Origin of the sequence: Streptomyces toxytricini (genome assembly GCF_014649915.1) — a bacterium.
GTDB classification, from domain to species: Bacteria; Actinomycetota; Actinomycetes; order Streptomycetales; family Streptomycetaceae; genus Streptomyces; species Streptomyces toxytricini.
In genome coordinates this window covers 175,653-191,232 of sequence record NZ_BMTY01000001.1, presented here as the reverse complement: position 1 = coordinate 191,232, position 15,580 = coordinate 175,653, and the positions used below count along the sequence as shown (strand labels likewise).

Sequence of the window (15,580 nt, the reverse complement as noted above, 5' to 3'; positions counted from 1 at the left end):
GCGGCGCGGCGGGCGTACCGGGGTGGTCGTGCCCGTCATTGGATCCGCCGGCCGGGCCGCGGGCAACCGGTTTACGGGAGGCCGGGCGGAGAGTTGTGGGACCGTCACAAGAGCGGCTGGATTCCGGTCCTAGAGTATGCGCGTGACCGAAGAGAACACCGAACTCGTCGCCGGCCGGTACCGGCTCGTCGAACGCATCGGCCAGGGCGGCATGGGCCGCGTCTGGCGCGGCGTCGACCAGCGGCTTTTCGGGCGCGAGGTGGCCGTGAAAGAGATCCTCCTCCCGCCCGGGACGGAGGAGGCGGACCGTGCGGCGCTGCTGCGGCGGTTCACCGGCGAGGCCCGCGCAGCGGTCACAATCAGCCATCCCGGGATCATCACCGTGCACGATGTGGTCGAGCACCGCGGTGCTCCCGTCATCGTCATGGAGTTCGTCCGCGGGCCGTCGCTGGCGGCGGAGATCCGCGACCGCGGGCCGCTGCCGGTGCGGCGCGTCGCGGAGATCGGCGCCGCCGTGCTGGACGCCCTGGCCGAGGCGCACGCGGCGCAGATCGTGCACCGGGACATCAAGCCCGACAACGTGCTGCTGGCCAAGGACCGCGTCGTCCTCACCGACTTCGGCATCGCGCACCTCGCGGACTCCGCGACCCGGCTGAGCCACAGCGGGCTGGTCATCGGCACCCCGCAGTACATGCCGCCGGAGCAGTTGGAGGGCCGGCGCCCCACCCCGGCGAACGACCTGTGGGCGCTCGGCGCCACCCTCTACCACGCCGTCGAGGGGTGCCCGCCGTTCGGCGCCGAGGGGCTGCACGCCCTCGCCGTCGCCGTGCTCACCCGCCCGCACCGGCCGCCGGTGCTGGCCGGGCCCCTGGGCCCCGTACTGGACGCGCTGCTGGCCAAGGACCCGGCGGAGCGGGCGAGCGCGGAGGAGGCCGCGGGGCTGCTGGCGGCCGTCCTGCGGGAGGGGGCGCCCGGCGCGACCCCGCCGCCGGGCCCGGAGCCCGTGCCCGCGCCCGCGCCCGCGCCCGCCGAGCAGCCGACACCGGCCGGGCCGTCCGCGCCGACCGTGGCGGCGCCCACCCCGACCACCGTCGACCCCGCTGCGTCTGGGCGCGGTGAGGTCCCTCCCGTGCCGGAGGGGCCGCCGACGGGCCCGCGGCGGCGCCTCCCTGGCCGGCGTTCGGTGGTGGTGTCGGCGGCCCTGGCCGTGCTCGCCGCGGGCGGGGGCCTGACGTGGACGCTGTCCCGCGGCGACGGCGAACCCGGCCGGGGCGGCCCGGCCGCTGCCGAGCCGGTGAAGGTGGTGATCGGCGTGGACGCGCCGCTCACCGGCGACACGGCCTCCTTCGGCCAGGGCATCCGGAACTCCGCGGACCTCGCGGTCCGGACGGCCAACGAGCGCCGCCTCGTCCCCGGGGTGACCTTCGAGCTCCGGGCCCTGGACGACGAGGCGCTGCCCGCGAAGGGCCTGGAGAACGCCTCCCGGTTCGCCGGGGCCGCCGACGTCCTCGCTGTGGTGGGCCCGTTCACCTCGTCCGTGGCCCGGTCCCTGGTGCCGCCGCTGGACCGGGCCGGCGTGGTCACGGTCTCGCCGTCCAACACCGACCCCGTCCTGACGCTCGGCCCGGACTGGGCCCAGGGCACCCGGTCCCGGCCGCACCGCGGCTACTTCCGCACCACCCCCACCGACACCGCGCAGGGGCCGTTCGCCGCCCGCCACCTGTACCGGGACGCGGGCAAGCGGAAGGTGTTCGCCGTCGACGACGGCTCCGCCCACGGCACCACCCTCACCGCCGGCTTCCGCCGCGAGTTCACCGGCCTCGGCGGGACCGTCGTCGGAACGGCCGCCGTCGCCGCCGGCGAGAAGGACTTCACCGCGCTGGCGGCGCAGGTGAAGGCGTCCGGCGCGGAGGCGGTGTACTTCGGCGGCGACTACACGGCCGCGGCGCCGCTCTCCCGCCGGTTGAAGGAGTCGGGCGCGCAGATTCCGCTGATGGGCGGGGACGGCATCCTGGACACCCGGTTCGTGAAGGACAACGACCGGGCCGAGGGCGACCTGGCGACGTGGCTCGGCGTGCCCGCGGAGGAAACGGACGCCGGCCGGGCCTTCCTGGCCCGGTACGCGGCGGCCGGCTTCCGGGAGGACGCGGGCTTCTACGGCGCCGCCGCGCACGACGCGGCCTGGGCCGTCATCGAGGGAGTGAAGGCCGTGGCCGCCGCGAACGGCGGGACCCTCCCCGCGGACGCCCGGTCGAAGATGGCCGACGCGGTGGGGCGGGTGTCGTTCGAGGGCGCCACCGGGCCCGTCGCGTTCGACGCGTACGGCGACATCGTGAACCGGCAGGTGACGGTCTACACCGTCCGGGCGGGCGCCTGGGAGAGCGTGAAGAGCGGCGCGTACGAGCCCTGAGCCGCCGGGCGGCCCGGCCGCCGGGCTCCCCCGGCGGCCGCGCTGGTGATCAGACCGGTTCGGGCTGCGGCTCGGGCAGCGCCTCGCGGCGCGGTGCCGGCAGGTGCACCGGGGCGTCCTGCCGCTCCCAGCGCCGGGTGGTGCGGACGTACCCGTAGACCACGGAGCCGGCCGCCAGCACGAGCAGCGGCCCGAACAGCCACGGCAGCGCGGCCATCTCCACCGACAGGAAGCGGTACGAGGCGAGCAGCGCGGCGAACACCGCGGTGCCGTACACGGCGAGGCGGATGCCCTGCGGGTCCCGGCCGCGGTCGTAGGCGCGCAGTGCCGTCTCGATCGTGACCGTGAACACGACGCCGGCGATGATGTCCGCGCCGTAGTGGTAGCCGAAGCCGAGCGTGGCGCCGAGGGTCGCGATCAGCCAAAACGTTCCTGCGTAGCGCAGGGCCCGCGGGGCCCTGCGCGAGTGGATGAAGATGGCCGTGGCCCAGGCCGTGTGCAGGCTGGGCATGCAGTTGCGCGGGGTGAACCCGTCGAAGGGCATCGGCTGCGGGACCCCGACCGGCGGGGGCGTGTTCGGCCACAGGTCCGCGAGGGCCCACTGCCCGCCGTCGGCGCCGTACGCGAAGATCGGCCCGACGACCGGGTACACCATGTAGATGCCCGGCCCGAGCAGCCCGATGACGAGGAAGCTGCGCACCAGGTGGTGGCGGGGGAAGCGGCGCTCGGCGGCGACGTTGCGCAGCTGGTACAGGGCGACCGCGACGGCGGCCACGGCCAGCTGGACGTACACCCAGTCGAGGACGTGTGCGCCGGCCGCGCCGGTGGCCTCCACGATCCGGCCGGCCACCCAGGAGGGGTTGCCGAAGGCGTGGTCGGCGGCGGCGACGTACTGGTCGAGGACCATGGGCCGCGTCTCCGAGGTGAGCAGCAGCCAGGTGTAGCCGGTCTTGCGGCCCGCCACCAGCAGCAGCGCGAGGCCGACGCCCTTCAGCAGCAGCATCCGCTCGCGACCGGTGCGGCGGGTGACGGCGATCACGGCGAAGCCGAGGGTCACCCACAGGGCGCCGCTGCCGGCCATCTGCTCGGCGCCGAGCTGCGCCCGCACGAGCCACAGGGCGAGGTCGATCGCGATCGCGGCGCCGACGGCGGCGAACCGCTGCCGCCAGGTCAGCACGACCATCATCAGCGCCATCGCGGCGTACAGCACCGTGCCCGACCGGGGGGCGAAGAGCACCTCCCGGGCCTGGGCGGTGAACGGCCCGGCCTGGCCGTACCGGCGCGCGGCGAATTCGAGCGCGACGAGGAACACCAGGGCGACCGCACCCACGGCGGCCCAGAGCAGGACCCGGGGCCGGCCCCGTACAGCGGATCGGACTGCGCCGTCTGCGCGGGAAAACGCTCGCGAAACCGTGGATATCAATTGTCAGCCGATGTTCATGTTGCGACGTGCTCGTGGACAGTCCGAACATGCTAGCGGTCCGAGGGGCGGCCCCAGGGGACCGGAACACGGGAAGGCCCGCCTCCACCGCAAGTGAGAAGCCGGCCTCCGAACTGCGGCCGCGCAGCGGCGGTGGTTCAGCCCGCTGCCGGGTCCGCGGCGCCGCGGACCTCCCGCGGGGAGCTGCCCTCCCAGCGGCGCACCGCCCTCCGCAGGGCCCGTACGTCGGCGTACCCGACCCGGTCCGCGATCGACCGCAGGGGCAGGCCGGTCGTGCGCAGCAGTTCCAGGGCCTGTTTCTGCCGCACGGCCTCGACCTGCCCACGCCACGTCGTGCCGTTTTCGGCGAGCCGCCGCTGAAGCGTGCGGGGGCTCATCGCCAGGCGGTGGGCGACGGCCGCCAGGCTGAGGGCGTCTTCCCGGAAGGCCGCGGCCAGGACCGTGCGGAAGCGGTCGAGCCACGGCAGGGGGACGGGACGGGACTCGGCCAGGACGCGTTCGGCGTGGCGGGCGAGGAGCCGGTCCAGGCCCGGCTGGGCGGCGGGCAGCGGGGCCCGTAAGTCGTCCTCCCGGAACGAGATCGAGTTGTACGGGGCGTCGAAGTGGATGCGGTCCGTGCCGAACAGCCGGGCCAGCTGCCGGGCCTGCGCCGGCGGGCGGTGGGTGATGGTGACGTGGGCCGGGGCGATGTCTCGGCCGCTGGCGTGGCGGGCCCGGGTCAGGAAGAGGGAGAGCGCGAAGAGGTCGACCGCCTGCACCACGTCGGGTCCCCAGGTGCCGGTGGCGTGGCGGACGGTGAAGTGGTGCCCGTCTTCCTCGACGAGCAGCTTCTCGGCGGCCGGGTCGCCGATGGCGGCGATGAGGTCGACGGCGCCGGTGAGCGATTCACGCAGGGTGGGCCCGGTGGTGACCAGGTAGTCCCAGACGCCGAAGGCGCCGATGGGGGTCTTCTGGAGGATCAGCGGGCCGATGAGCGTGCGGGGGTCCGTGAGGACCAGGTCCTCCCAGACGGAGATGAGCGACGGGGTCGAGACCCTGGCCAGGTCGTTGCCCAGGACGTCGCCGGCGAGGTCGGGCCGGCGGGCGGGCCCGCCCCGGCCCGCGGAGGCCAGGGCGCCGACGAGGGAGCGGGCGAGGTGGGCCGAGACCGTGCCGTCGATGGCGGAGGCGTTCATAGGACAGCGGAGGCTACATCCGGCCCGAACTGCCTGTCGAACAAACGCCGTCGGGGCACCGGCCGGCCTTCCGCGGGGCATACGGGAGGCCGCGGGGCATAAGGGGGCGGGCCGGCGCGGTCGGCGCCGGCGGGTGGCGCGTGAGGTCCCCGTCGTGGCGCGTGTGGGCCTCTGCCCCGCCGGCGGGCCGCGCCTACGTTGATCGCGATCACGGCAGCGAGCCGGCGGTCGGAGCCTTCCGGGCACGCCCGCCGGTGCCGTCCGTCCGTAGGCGAGGGGCATGGGGTGCCCGCTCGGCGAACGGACCGTCTCACTTCCCGGACGACGGGCCCGCCGGGCCCGTCTCGGATGCCCTAGGGGGAATGCCCACGTGACGTCGCCGTCGTTCTGGAGCAGGCGCCGCATGCTCACCACAGTCGCCGGGGTGGCCGCCGTTCCCGCGCTGCCCTCCGTCCTCACCCTGGCCGCCGGCCCGGCCCGCGCGGCCGACGGCGACCCGGCCGCCGACAGCGGCCTGCCCGCCACCGACCGGGGCAGGGCGGTCTGGGCGTACAAGACGGGAGGCCGGTCGGTCCGCGAGGCCGCCGCCGCCGCTCTCGCCGGCGCGCCGTCGGCCGTCTCCGCGTTCCTCACGACGGAGCTGCCCGTCGCGAAGGCGCACGACGCGCGGTTCGCCCTCTTCAGTGCTCTGCCGTACGCGGACAAGTCGGTGCGCGAGTCGGCCGGTGCTGCCCTGACCGCGGGGGACGCGGCGATCGCCGCCTACCTTCGGGACGGCCACCGTCAGGCCCTGCAGACGGACCTGCGCGCGGCGGTGTTCACCGTCATGGACAACGGCGGCACCGCGGTCAAGCGGGAGGCGGCCAAGGCGCTGGAAGCGGGCACCTACGCGGCCTTGCGGAAGTTCCTGGAGGAGACCCGGCACACCGCGCAGTACGAGGACGAGAAGGCCGAGGTCTTCGCCATCCTCACCACCGCCACGCCCGAGGTGAGGAAGTACGCGGAGCGCGCGCTGAGCGACGGGTCGCCGCGTGCGGTCCACCAGTTCCTCATCTCCGGCCAGCACATCGCGCGCACCCGCGACGAGGAGTCCGCGACCATCGGCCAACTGGTCAAGGTCGTGGTCCGGGAGGGCAACCGGGCGAAGCTGCACACGGAACAGGCGGTCGCCGCCTCGACCCGCGCCAAGGAGGCCGCGCACAAGGCGGAACTGGCCGCGCTGAAGGCGGCGGAGGAGGCGGCGGCCGCCCAGAACGACGTGAAGAGGTCGGCGGCGGCGGCGAACGACGCCGCCAGGGCCGCACGGGGTGCCGCGAGCGCCGCCAACACGGCGATCGCCGCGTCCCGTAGCGCCCAGTCCGCATCGAACCGGGCTGCGCACGCCGCACAGGCGGCGGCGGGTGCCGCCGCTGCCGCGGGGCATGCCGCCGCCCGCGCCTACAACGCCGCCATCGACGCTTCGAGGGACGCCGGCAAGGCGTCGGCTGCCCGCCAGGCCGCCCAGGCCGCACGCGAAGCCGCCGGCTTGGCGCGTACCACGGCCGAGCTCGCCGAACGGGCTGCCGCGGCCGCGGGCAAGGCGGTCGAGGTGGGCGCGGACGCCGCGACCGCCGCCCGGAGCTCTGCGGCCGCCGCCGCATCGGCGGCGAGGGCCGCCTCCTCCGCTTCCGGCGTCGCCAAGTCCCAGGCCGCCGAGGCACAGGCGGCGGCGGCCGAGGCAGATGCCGCCGCCAGGCGCGCCACCCGCGCCGCCGGCACGGCGCAGGGACTGGCGCAGAAGGCCGCCGCAGCCGCCGGTGTGGCGCGCGACGCCGCCAACAGCGCTGCGGCCCACGCGGAGCAGGCGGCCGCGGCGGCGGAGGAGGCCGCGGCGAACGCGGGCAAGGCCATCGAGTACGCCAAGCGCTCCACCGCCCATGCCGAGGCGGCGCTGGCGGCGGCCACCGCCGCCGGCAGCGCGGTCAAGCAGGCGCAGGCCGTCGAGCAGGCGGCGCGGACGGCGGAGGCCGCCCGTATCGCCGAGGAGGCCGAATGGGCGGCCGAAGCCGCCCGAACCAGGGCACAGGCCGAGACCGACGACATCGACCGCGTCCTGCGGGAGCGCACGCAGGCGGACAGGACCGCCTCCGCCGTCAAGGACCTGCTCGCCGCCGCCGCGAAGTCCTTGCAGGCGGGAGACACGGCCGCGGCCGTCGCCGCCGGCCGGAAGGCCGCCGTCATGCTGCTGGACTCGACGGGCACCTGGACCCAGCAGGCCGCCGAGTTCGCCCTCGCGGGCTCCGACCACGACGTGGCCAACTGGATCGAGGCCGACCGCCTCATCGCCGAACGACAGGACGACCGGGAGACCGTGCTGTCGATCGCCGCATCGGCATCGGCCGCCGTCGCCGAGGCCGCCCACCGGGCCCTGGCCGATGACGACCCGAACGCCGTCCGCAACTTCCTCACCGTGGGCGTCGTCGAAGCGGCCGCGACGGAGAACCGCGCCGCGGTGTTCCGGATCCTGGCCGAGAACCCCGGCAGGGCGGTGAAGGCGAAGGCGGAGGCAGCGCTGAGCGACGGCAGGGCCGCGGCCCTGCACCGCTTCCTCACCGTCGAGCTGGTGCAGGCGGTGAAGGAGGACGACCACGTCGCGGTGTTCGGCCTCCTGTCGGCCGGCGGCCTCTTCACGCGGGCGGCCGCACAGATCGTGCTGGAGGGCCCCGCCGAGATGCGGCGGCAGTTCGTCGTCCGGGACCAGTTCTACCTGGCGCAGCTGGACCAGGACCACGCCGCCCACGTGTCCGCGGTGCGGGCGGCCATCGCCCAGGCCGCGAAGGTCGCGGCGAAGGCCATGCAGGACGCCGCCCTCGCGTCCAAGGCGGCGGCGGAGGCCCGCAAGGCGGCCGCGGAGGCGGTCGAGTGGGCGGCGAAGGCCCAGGCGTCCGCGACGGCCGCCGCCGACTCCGCCCAGGAGGCGAAGAAGAACGCCGATGCCGCCGACGCCTCGGCCGCCTCGGCGGCCCGGTCCGCGGCCACCGCCAAGCAGGCGGCCTCCGTGGCGCAGGGCGCGGCCCGGTCCGCGAACTACTCGATGCGGCAGGCGATGGCCTCGGCACGGCAGGCGGTCGCACAAGCGGCGAACGCGCAGGCGTCCGCCACGTCGGCGAGCGCCTCCGCCGCCCAGGCCGGCCGGGACGCGAAGGCCGCCGCCGACGCGGCCAGCGAGGCGCTCCGTTTGGCGACCGTAGCGCGGAGGGCCGAGGACACAGCCGCCGCGAAGGCGGCGGCCGAGCGGGCGAAGCAGTACGAGGCGGCAGGCACCCACCCCGCCCAGAGTGCCGAACAGGACAAGCCCTGGTACGTGGACTGGGGGCTGTGGCCCGGGGACATCGCCAGCGACAAGGACTGGGCGAAGGTCACCAAGCACTGGAGCACGATCACCGGCACCGCTGCGCTGGGGCTCGGCCTCGCGGCCGGACTCGCGGGCCCGGCCGCCCCGGTCTCGCTCCCCCTGGCAACGGCGGCCCTCTGGCTCAACGGCGTCTCCGTGGTCCTCAAGGGGGCGAGCACCTACTTCGCGGGAAGCGCGTACGGCTGGGACAGCGCCGAGTTCTACAGCGCCCTCGGCATGTTCGTACTCGGCGGAGCCGCCTTTGCCGGGCAGTCACGCCTCCTCGAAAGGACCGGCGTGGCCAAACACGTCGGCGAAAAGGTCGCCGAGGGGGTCGAGATCCTGCTCATCACCATCGGCTGGAAGGAATGGTAGTCCGCTCCGCGCGTACCGCCATGCGTCCGATTGAAAGGGAATTGACGAAATGAAGCTCGGAAAGCGCCTCGTCGCGACCACTGCCGCGGCCCTGGCGTGCATCGCCGCCGCGGTCACCGCCACCCACGCCAGCGAAACCCCCGCCGGCGGGGACCAGCCCCCGTACGCCATCGAGGACTTCGCCTATCCAGACGCCGCCAGGATCCTGGCCGAGCGCGGAATCACCCTCAAGCGCGGCGACGGGAACATCACCCTGGCCGACTGCGCGCCGAACTCCGGGCTGATGGAGGTGTACTCGCGGACCAAGGGCACCGTCTGCTTCAAGGTCACCGGTAAGACCGGACACCTCAGCCTGGAAATACCCGCCGTCTACGGGATGAAGGGTGATTCCGCGCACCGGGCCGAGGTCACGCTGACCGCCGAGGGCAGCGAGCAGAACATCTCCGTGGCCCCGAACGAATGGAAGGGCGTGGGCGAGTCCGCGGACCCGCAGCGCCGCGACCACGTCCTCGTCGACATCTCGGTTACCGAGTGATCCGCCCCGTCCCTTTCGACCACCACTTTTCGGAGAACCACATGTCAGACAGCCTCCGGCGCAGAGCCGCATGGACGGGCGGCGCCGCCGTCGCCACCGCCGCCGCCACGGTCGCCGGCTTCCTGGCGGCCGGGCCGGCCTCCGCCGTCACCGGTGCCGCGGCGGCCGACGGCCAGTACGCGTACACCGCCCGCCTCGACATCGGCGAGGGCGCCTCCACCCGCGCCTGTTCCGCGGCCCTGGTCGCCGCGCAGTGGCTGCTCACCAGCGCCGGCTGCTTCGCCGACACGCCGGGCTCCCCCGTCCCGGCGGGCACGCCGAAGCACAAGGCCACCGCGACCCTGGGCGGCACCACCCTGGACGTGACGCTGCTGGTGCCCCGCACCGACCGCGACGTGGTCATCGCCAAGCTGGCCCAGCCGGTCGCCGGCGTGACCCCGGTGAAGCCGGCCGTCGCCGCTGCCGCCCAGGGGGACGTCGTGACGGCCGCCGGCTTCGGCCGTACGAAGACGGCGTGGGTGCCCGGGACGGTGCACACCGGCTCCTTCGACACCACCGCCGTGGACCCGACCACCCTCGTACTCAAGGGCCGGGGGGAACCCGGCGACACTCTCTGCAAGGGTGACACCGGAGGCCCCGTGGTCAACGCGAGCGGTGAGCTCGTGGGGCTCGGCAGCCGCTCCTGGCAGGCCGGCTGCCTCGGCACCGACCCGGCCGAGAAGCGCAACGCCGCCACCGCCGTCCGCGCCGACGGCCTCGGCGACTGGATCCGGCAGACCGTCGCTCTGCCCGGTGACGCGCAGGTCGCCTCGGGCGATTTCAACGGCGACGGCAAGAAGGACATCACCGCCCTCTACGACGCCGGCACCGGCGCGGACGGCAAGGCCCGCTCCTCGCTGTACACCTGGTTCAGCAACGGCTCGGGCTTCAGCGCCCCGGTGAAGTCGTGGACCTCGTCCGGCGCGTTCACGTGGGCGGCGAGCAAGCTGACGGCCGGCGACTACAACGGCGACGGCAAGGACGACGTCGCCGTGTTCTACAACGGCGGCAAGGACGCCCAGGGCAACAACGAGTCGCTCCTGTACACCTTCGACAGCACCGGCTCGGCCTTCGCCCCGCCGCGCAACACGTGGACCTCCGGCGGATCCTTCTCGTGGGGCGCGTCCAAGGTGGCCTCCGGCGACTTCACGGGCGACGGCAAGGACGACGTCGCCGTCCTGTACGACCGCGGCACCGGCTCCGACGGCAAGGCGACCACCAGCCTGTTCACGCTGGCCGGCAACGGCACCGGCTTCGACGCGCCCCGCTCGGTGTGGACCAGCCCGGGCAGCTTCACCTGGGCCGCGAGCCAGCTCACCACCGGCGACTACAACGGCGACAAGAAGGCCGACATCGGCGTCCTCTACGACGGCGGCACGGACGACCAGGGCGTCAACAAGACGCTGCTGTTCACCCTGAACAGCACCGGCACGGGCTTCGGTCCCGCCCGCACCACGTGGACCTCGGGCGGCTCGTTCTCGTGGGGCGCGTCCAAGGTGGCCTCCGGCGACCTGACCGGCGACGGCAAGGACGACATCGCCGTCCTGTACGACCGCGGCGCGAATGCCGACGGCAAGCGCACCACCACGCTGTTCACCTTCGCCGGCGACGGCACGGGCTTCGCCGCCCCGCAGGCGGCCTGGACCAGCACCGGCAGCTTCAGCCAGCCCGCGAGCCGGCTCACGGCCGGCGACTACAACGGCGACGGGAAGGCCGACATCGGCGTCCTGTACGGCGCCGGCACGGCCGCCGACGGCCGTCCCGTCGACACCCTGTTCTCCTTCCTGAGCACCGGGTCCTCGGTGCAGCCCCCGGCGAGCCGCTGGAGCGGCAGCGTCGGCTGACCCGTCCCCCCTCCGCCGTGCCCCTCCCACGGCCGACGAGCCCGCCGCGGTGACCTCCCGGTCACCGCGGCGGGCTCGCTGCGCCCCGCCCCTCCCCCCGCGGAGCACGGTGCCTCCCGCAGGACACGGGGCGGTACCGCCTCGGCCACGGGCCGCTTGCGGGCGGTGCGGCGCGGGTACCTCCCCGGCGTACTCGGACAAAGGAGGGGTTGTGAACGAGAGCGGTGAAGAGGAGGACAACGGCGGCCAGGTCCCCAGAGGGGCAAACGACAATGCGGAGATGCTGTGGCACGCCGGTATTGCGGTGTTCCTGGTGGCCTGGGTGCTCTTCCTGGTCCTGATCCTTGCGGACTCCGGGCCGGTGTGCGGCACGGGTCAGGACAAGGGCCCCTGCTGACGCACGGAGGCGGTCAGCGGAGGGGTTCGGGCGAAGTGGGCGGCCGCGGTGTCCTCGGAGGGTGCGACCCGGGGCCCGGCCGGCGCCCGGAATCGAACTGATGACGATTTCGTCTGCCGAGCCCCACGGCGGTTCGAGCGTCGGACTGGCGGCGTGACCCCCGGCAGTCGGCCACAGGCCACCCGAATCCCTTCAGGTGCGTTCCAGCAGACCGCGCAGGGTCTCGGCGGAGCGTACGGCGGCGTCGCCGCAGCAGTTGTTGAACAGGACGTGCACTTCCTCGGCCTGGTCGGCAAGAAGGCGCAGGCGCGGCAGCCAGCCGGCCAGTTCCTCCCGCGTATACATGTGGCGGAAGCGGTCCTCCTTGCTTCCGGTCCCCCAGGCGGCGCTGCGGCCGTGGAAGCGGACCACGGCGAGCTTCGAGGACGTGACGGGGGTGACTGCGGGCATCGAGGTGGACAGCCCCTGGACCGTGTCCACGGCCACCGCGGTCGCGTCAAGGTCCCGCAACAGGGCGGCGGTGCGCTCGCGCCGGTCCTCGCGCCACCAGTCGGGATGGCGGAACTCCACCGCCACCGGCCACTCGTACGCCCGCTTCCCGGTGGCGTGGAGCACGGCCTCCGCCCGCGGGCCCGGACCGAACCACGGCGGGAACTGGAACAGTACGGCGCCCAGCCGGCCGGATTCGCGCAGGGGCCGCAGAGCCGCGCCGAAACGGTGCCAGACCTCGTCGATCAGCTCCGGGTCCCGGAGGTCGTGGTCGCGCAGGTCGCCGGGAAGGGCGGTCTTGCGGGTCGGGTGGCCGGTGAGGAGGGAGAACGCCTTGACGTCGAAACGGAAGCCCGGCGGCGTCCGTTCGCTCCACAGCACACTGTTGCGCACGCTGGGAAGGGCGTAGTACCCGGCGTCGACCTCCACGACGGAGAAGTGTTCGGCGTAGTGCCGCAGCCTCCCCTCCGCGTCACGCCGCCCGGGCGGGTACCACCCGCCGGCCACCAACGCCTTGTCCGTCCACGAACACGTCCCGATCCGCAACTCATCCATGCCGGCCGTCCTTTCCTTGCGGCCCGTGTACCCGCGAAAACCGCCAACGCCCGGAAGCGCGGGCACCGGCCGGCACGGCAGCTGCGGCAAGGCGGAGCCCGGACCGGGGTCTGCGACGCGGCGGCGGCACGGCCCGGCAGAGGCGGACGGCCCGTCAGAGGCCGGCTTCGGCGCGCAGGGCCGCGGCGGTCTCCGCGGCGTCGTAGTCGGCGGGGACTCCCTCGACGAGGACGGCTTCGCCGGCCATGTGCCGCGTCCGCAGCGGGAGGATCGACTGGTAGGCGTCGGAGGCGTACCAGGCGCGGGCCCGCTCGATGTCGGGGAAACCGATGACGACGACGGTCCCGGGGAAGGGACCCTCCAGAACCTCGACCTGCTTGCCGTGCACCAGGAATCGGCCGTGGAAGGGGTCCATCGTCGACTGGATGGCCTCGATGTAGGTGAGGACGTCCTCGTGCATCGTCTCGGGGCGGAGGTGGGCGATGGCGTACGCGGTCATGGGCTGCTCCCCTGGTCGGTCCCGTCGATCGGCCGGTGCGGGCCGTCCGTCCGATCCTGTCAGCGCACGACCGGGGTGGCGATTACCTCCGGGGTCATGCCCGGCGGCCTGGAAGGCGCGGCGGGCGGCGACGGGCCGGCTGGGCGCACCACTGGCGTCGGCGGGGGCTCAGGCTCCGCCGGCCGCCCCCGCGCGTCCTGTTCGGAGTCTCGCCCTCCACGATCGGCAGGCCGGTCGGCCGGCGAGGTGCCCAGGCCGGATGCACGATGCCACTTCAGTACGCGCCGAGGGCCGCGAGGAGCAGTTGTGTCTGCAGCCGAACGGAAAGCCGAAGTCACTTCCGCTGTGCCGGCCTGACCCGCGATTCCCCGGCCGGCTCAGCTCCCGCTGAAGAAGCCGGCGACGGACGCCGGGCCGTCCGAGCGCGACTTCTCGCCACCCGTGCCGCGCCCATCCGGACACCGCGAGGCGAGGTTCCCGATGGCACGCTTGACCACCGGTGCATTACGGGGCAGAAGCCTCTGATCCCCATTGCCCGCCAGAGCGGACCCAGCCCCACAAGCAACCCCGGCTCATCGGGCAGTCTCTGCGTGCGCCCTCAGGTCAGCGCAGGCCATCCGTGTTGTCGAACTCTTCGCCGATCGGGAGTGGCGGGTGGTCGTCCTCCGAGGTCTCGCCGTAGACGACCGAGGAGACCGCCCTGTCGTATGCCTCGTCGAGACCGTTCCCGCTTGTGCCGAGTATGTTTTCCCAGTCAAATCCCATGCCTGCGATCCTATTCCGAACTGTCCGACTGTCCTGGTGATTTGGGACACTGCGGCCGTGCAGCCGCACGGCCTGGAGCTACATCCGCCGACGGATGCACGGGCCCGTGGCCGACCGAAGGCCGACCAGGACGATGTGCCCCTCGACGCACGGATCCACACGACCGGGCTGGTCATGTCACCCGGATACGGCGGAACGACGCGAGCACCGAGGAGATCATGCAGGCCGGCCGGTGACGGAAACCGGGACGGTGAACATCTGCGACCGGAAGTGCAACCGGGCCGCCCGCACAGCGTCATGCACTTGGGCCTGGGCCTGGGCCTTCTCCGGCCGGCTTGTTGCGGACGTCACGCATCCGGGCATCGAGAGCGGCCTGGGTCTCCGGGTCGAGCTCGTGGTCGCCGGCGGTTTCAGGGTTGACGCTCAGCGCGTGGGAGACGAAGGCCTCCCGCTCGGCGGAGAGTTGCCGGATGGTCCGGGTGATCCGGTGGATCTTCTGCAGCAGCCTCTCTCGCTCCTGCTCGGCGATGGCGAGCTCGGCGAGCTGTTTCTGGATCTCAGCCTCGTTATCCCGGGCGTAGTTGTCGCTGACCAGTGTGATCAGCGGAACCCCGAGAGCCTCGGCAGCGGTGACCGCCTCATCGAGCCTGACCGCACGGGTCTGCTGCTCGATGCGCGTGATGGCAGTGGCGTCGACGTTCGCGCCGAGCAGTGCTGCCATACGGCGCGCCAGCTCTGCCTGGCTGATGCCGAGGCGTTCGCGCTCTTGACGAAGCCGACGGGCGAAAAGGTCACCGGGCAGTGGGTTCATGGCGGTTTGACACTTCCTGGTCAAGATCGCGATCGACGGGGGGCGGGCGGGGGCGCCCCACCTCTGAATCGAGCAGGCCGACGTCGCGGCACTGCTGGAGCAGCACCTTACACATCCCGAACTGCGGATTCCACAGCCTCCCGCTGCACGTCAACGGCCGCGCGCCACCTCCACGCCCCCGCACCGCCACGTCGATTCGCCTCGTCTCCGAGGCTCTTTCGACTGTCTATCGATACATCTAGCGCACCCTTACGATCGACGATTCGAATGGTGTAAGTTAACTACTCAGGATGCACACGTATACGAGCCAGCAAGAGGAGTCGATGGATGCCAGCGGCCTACTCAGTCCTTGTCGCTACCTGCCACGGTAGGTAGTCAGCGCTTGTTGCCCTGCGACTCGATGTCACACCACTGAATGAATCGAAAGGCGAGAGGAAAGAAGTATGCCGAAGACCGACGGGGCAGCCGTCCTCATGCAGGCACCCCTGCCGAGCGCCGCCTGGGACCTGACCAGCTTCCTGCAGAACGCCAAGTCCCAGGTCCAGCTCTGGGGAGGTTCTGTACTCATGCTGCTCGGCGTTGTCGGCCTGGTCTGGGGCGGCGTGCTCCTGATCAAGAAGCTGATGGCCAACCCGCAGTCCGCCGGCCAACAGCAGGGCTGGGGCACGATCGCGCTCCTCGTTCTCGTCGGCGGAGCTCTGAGCACCGGCGGCTGGACGCTGATCTCGACGATCGGCTCCGGCGGCCAGCAGACCATTACGGATCTCGGCGGCGGCACGGTGATCGCGCGGACCTTCGACCAGGTCACCGGATTCCTGAGCGGCCCTTCCAAGTAAGGGGCCGTCACGGACTGCGCACACGGACGGTGACAG

12 protein-coding genes are annotated in these 15,580 nt (G+C 73.3%); 6 read left to right on the top strand and 6 right to left on the bottom strand.

All coding sequences use genetic code 11. From position 1 onward, the window contains the following. Nucleotides 1-142: 142 nt before the first annotated feature. On the top strand, nt 143-2,410 hold the full coding sequence (locus tag IE170_RS00785) for a bifunctional serine/threonine-protein kinase/ABC transporter substrate-binding protein (RefSeq protein ID WP_189807332.1): 2,268 nt from the start codon (nt 143-145) through the stop codon (nt 2,408-2,410). Between the two features lie 49 nt (nt 2,411-2,459). Here IE170_RS00785 and IE170_RS00780 read toward each other — a convergent pair whose 3' ends face one another. Together IE170_RS00780 and IE170_RS00775 are read right to left on the bottom strand one after the other, a co-directional pair. After that, the gene (locus IE170_RS00780) at nt 2,460-3,755 is read right to left on the bottom strand and encodes a phosphatase PAP2 family protein (protein WP_189807573.1); all 1,296 of its coding nucleotides are present in this window, start codon (nt 3,753-3,755) and stop codon (nt 2,460-2,462) included. A 233-nt stretch (nt 3,756-3,988) separates the two neighbouring features. Beyond that, on the bottom strand, nt 3,989-5,026 hold the full coding sequence (locus IE170_RS00775; protein ID WP_189807331.1) for an AraC family transcriptional regulator ligand-binding domain-containing protein: 1,038 nt from the start codon (nt 5,024-5,026) through the stop codon (nt 3,989-3,991). Between the two features lie 403 nt (nt 5,027-5,429). On the opposite strand from IE170_RS00775, the gene IE170_RS00770 reads away from it, so the two are divergent. From IE170_RS00770 to IE170_RS00755, 4 genes are all read left to right on the top strand, one after another. Continuing rightward, the gene (locus tag IE170_RS00770) at nt 5,430-8,774 is read left to right on the top strand and encodes an ALF repeat-containing protein (RefSeq protein WP_189807330.1); all 3,345 of its coding nucleotides are present in this window, start codon (nt 5,430-5,432) and stop codon (nt 8,772-8,774) included. Between the two features lie 49 nt (nt 8,775-8,823). Beyond that, complete coding sequence (locus IE170_RS00765; protein ID WP_189807329.1) at nt 8,824-9,309, top strand: hypothetical protein; 486 nt, start codon at nt 8,824-8,826, stop codon at nt 9,307-9,309. 41 nt (nt 9,310-9,350) lie between these two features. After that, complete coding sequence (locus tag IE170_RS00760) at nt 9,351-11,192, top strand: FG-GAP-like repeat-containing protein (RefSeq protein WP_189807328.1); 1,842 nt, start codon at nt 9,351-9,353, stop codon at nt 11,190-11,192. 211 nt (nt 11,193-11,403) lie between these two features. Then, nucleotides 11,404-11,589, top strand: a complete 186-nt coding sequence (locus IE170_RS00755; RefSeq protein ID WP_189807327.1) for a hypothetical protein — start codon at nt 11,404-11,406, stop codon at nt 11,587-11,589. Between the two features lie 192 nt (nt 11,590-11,781). On the opposite strand, the gene IE170_RS00750 is transcribed toward IE170_RS00755, so the two are convergent. From IE170_RS00750 to IE170_RS00735, 4 genes are all read right to left on the bottom strand, one after another. Continuing rightward, nucleotides 11,782-12,633 carry a DUF72 domain-containing protein gene (locus IE170_RS00750; RefSeq protein WP_189807326.1) on the bottom strand — a complete coding sequence of 284 codons (852 nt, stop codon included), beginning with the start codon at nt 12,631-12,633 and terminating at the stop codon, nt 11,782-11,784. A gap of 154 nt (nt 12,634-12,787) precedes the next feature. Next, nucleotides 12,788-13,132 carry a DUF1330 domain-containing protein gene (locus IE170_RS00745; RefSeq protein WP_189807325.1) on the bottom strand — a complete coding sequence of 115 codons (345 nt, stop codon included), beginning with the start codon at nt 13,130-13,132 and terminating at the stop codon, nt 12,788-12,790. A gap of 603 nt (nt 13,133-13,735) precedes the next feature. Continuing rightward, nucleotides 13,736-13,897 (bottom strand): hypothetical protein, encoded by a 162-nt coding sequence (locus IE170_RS00740; RefSeq protein WP_189807324.1) that lies wholly within the window; start codon nt 13,895-13,897, stop codon nt 13,736-13,738. A 295-nt stretch (nt 13,898-14,192) separates the two neighbouring features. Continuing rightward, on the bottom strand, nt 14,193-14,708 hold the full coding sequence (locus IE170_RS00735; protein WP_189807323.1) for a helix-turn-helix domain-containing protein: 516 nt from the start codon (nt 14,706-14,708) through the stop codon (nt 14,193-14,195). Nucleotides 14,709-15,151: 443 nt separating this feature from the next. Here IE170_RS00735 and IE170_RS00730 point away from each other — a divergent pair, with 443 nt between their 5' ends. Then, complete coding sequence (locus IE170_RS00730; RefSeq protein WP_189807322.1) at nt 15,152-15,544, top strand: hypothetical protein; 393 nt, start codon at nt 15,152-15,154, stop codon at nt 15,542-15,544. Nucleotides 15,545-15,580 lie beyond the last annotated feature (36 nt).

Excerpts from the sequence above, each read along its gene's own strand:
- IE170_RS00775 (WP_189807331.1), bottom strand. The coding sequence starts at position 5,026 with ATGAACGCCTCCGCCATCGACGGCACGGTCTCGGCCCACCTCGCCCGC.
- IE170_RS00770 (WP_189807330.1), top strand. The coding sequence starts at position 5,430 with ATGCTCACCACAGTCGCCGGGGTGGCCGCCGTTCCCGCGCTGCCCTCC.
- IE170_RS00765 (WP_189807329.1), top strand. The coding sequence starts at position 8,824 with ATGAAGCTCGGAAAGCGCCTCGTCGCGACCACTGCCGCGGCCCTGGCG.
- IE170_RS00760 (WP_189807328.1), top strand. The coding sequence starts at position 9,351 with ATGTCAGACAGCCTCCGGCGCAGAGCCGCATGGACGGGCGGCGCCGCC.
- IE170_RS00750 (WP_189807326.1), bottom strand. The coding sequence starts at position 12,633 with ATGGATGAGTTGCGGATCGGGACGTGTTCGTGGACGGACAAGGCGTTG.
- IE170_RS00745 (WP_189807325.1), bottom strand. The coding sequence starts at position 13,132 with ATGACCGCGTACGCCATCGCCCACCTCCGCCCCGAGACGATGCACGAG.
- IE170_RS00740 (WP_189807324.1), bottom strand. The coding sequence starts at position 13,897 with ATGGGATTTGACTGGGAAAACATACTCGGCACAAGCGGGAACGGTCTC.
- IE170_RS00735 (WP_189807323.1), bottom strand. The coding sequence starts at position 14,708 with ATGAACCCACTGCCCGGTGACCTTTTCGCCCGTCGGCTTCGTCAAGAG.
- IE170_RS00730 (WP_189807322.1), top strand. The coding sequence starts at position 15,152 with ATGCCGAAGACCGACGGGGCAGCCGTCCTCATGCAGGCACCCCTGCCG.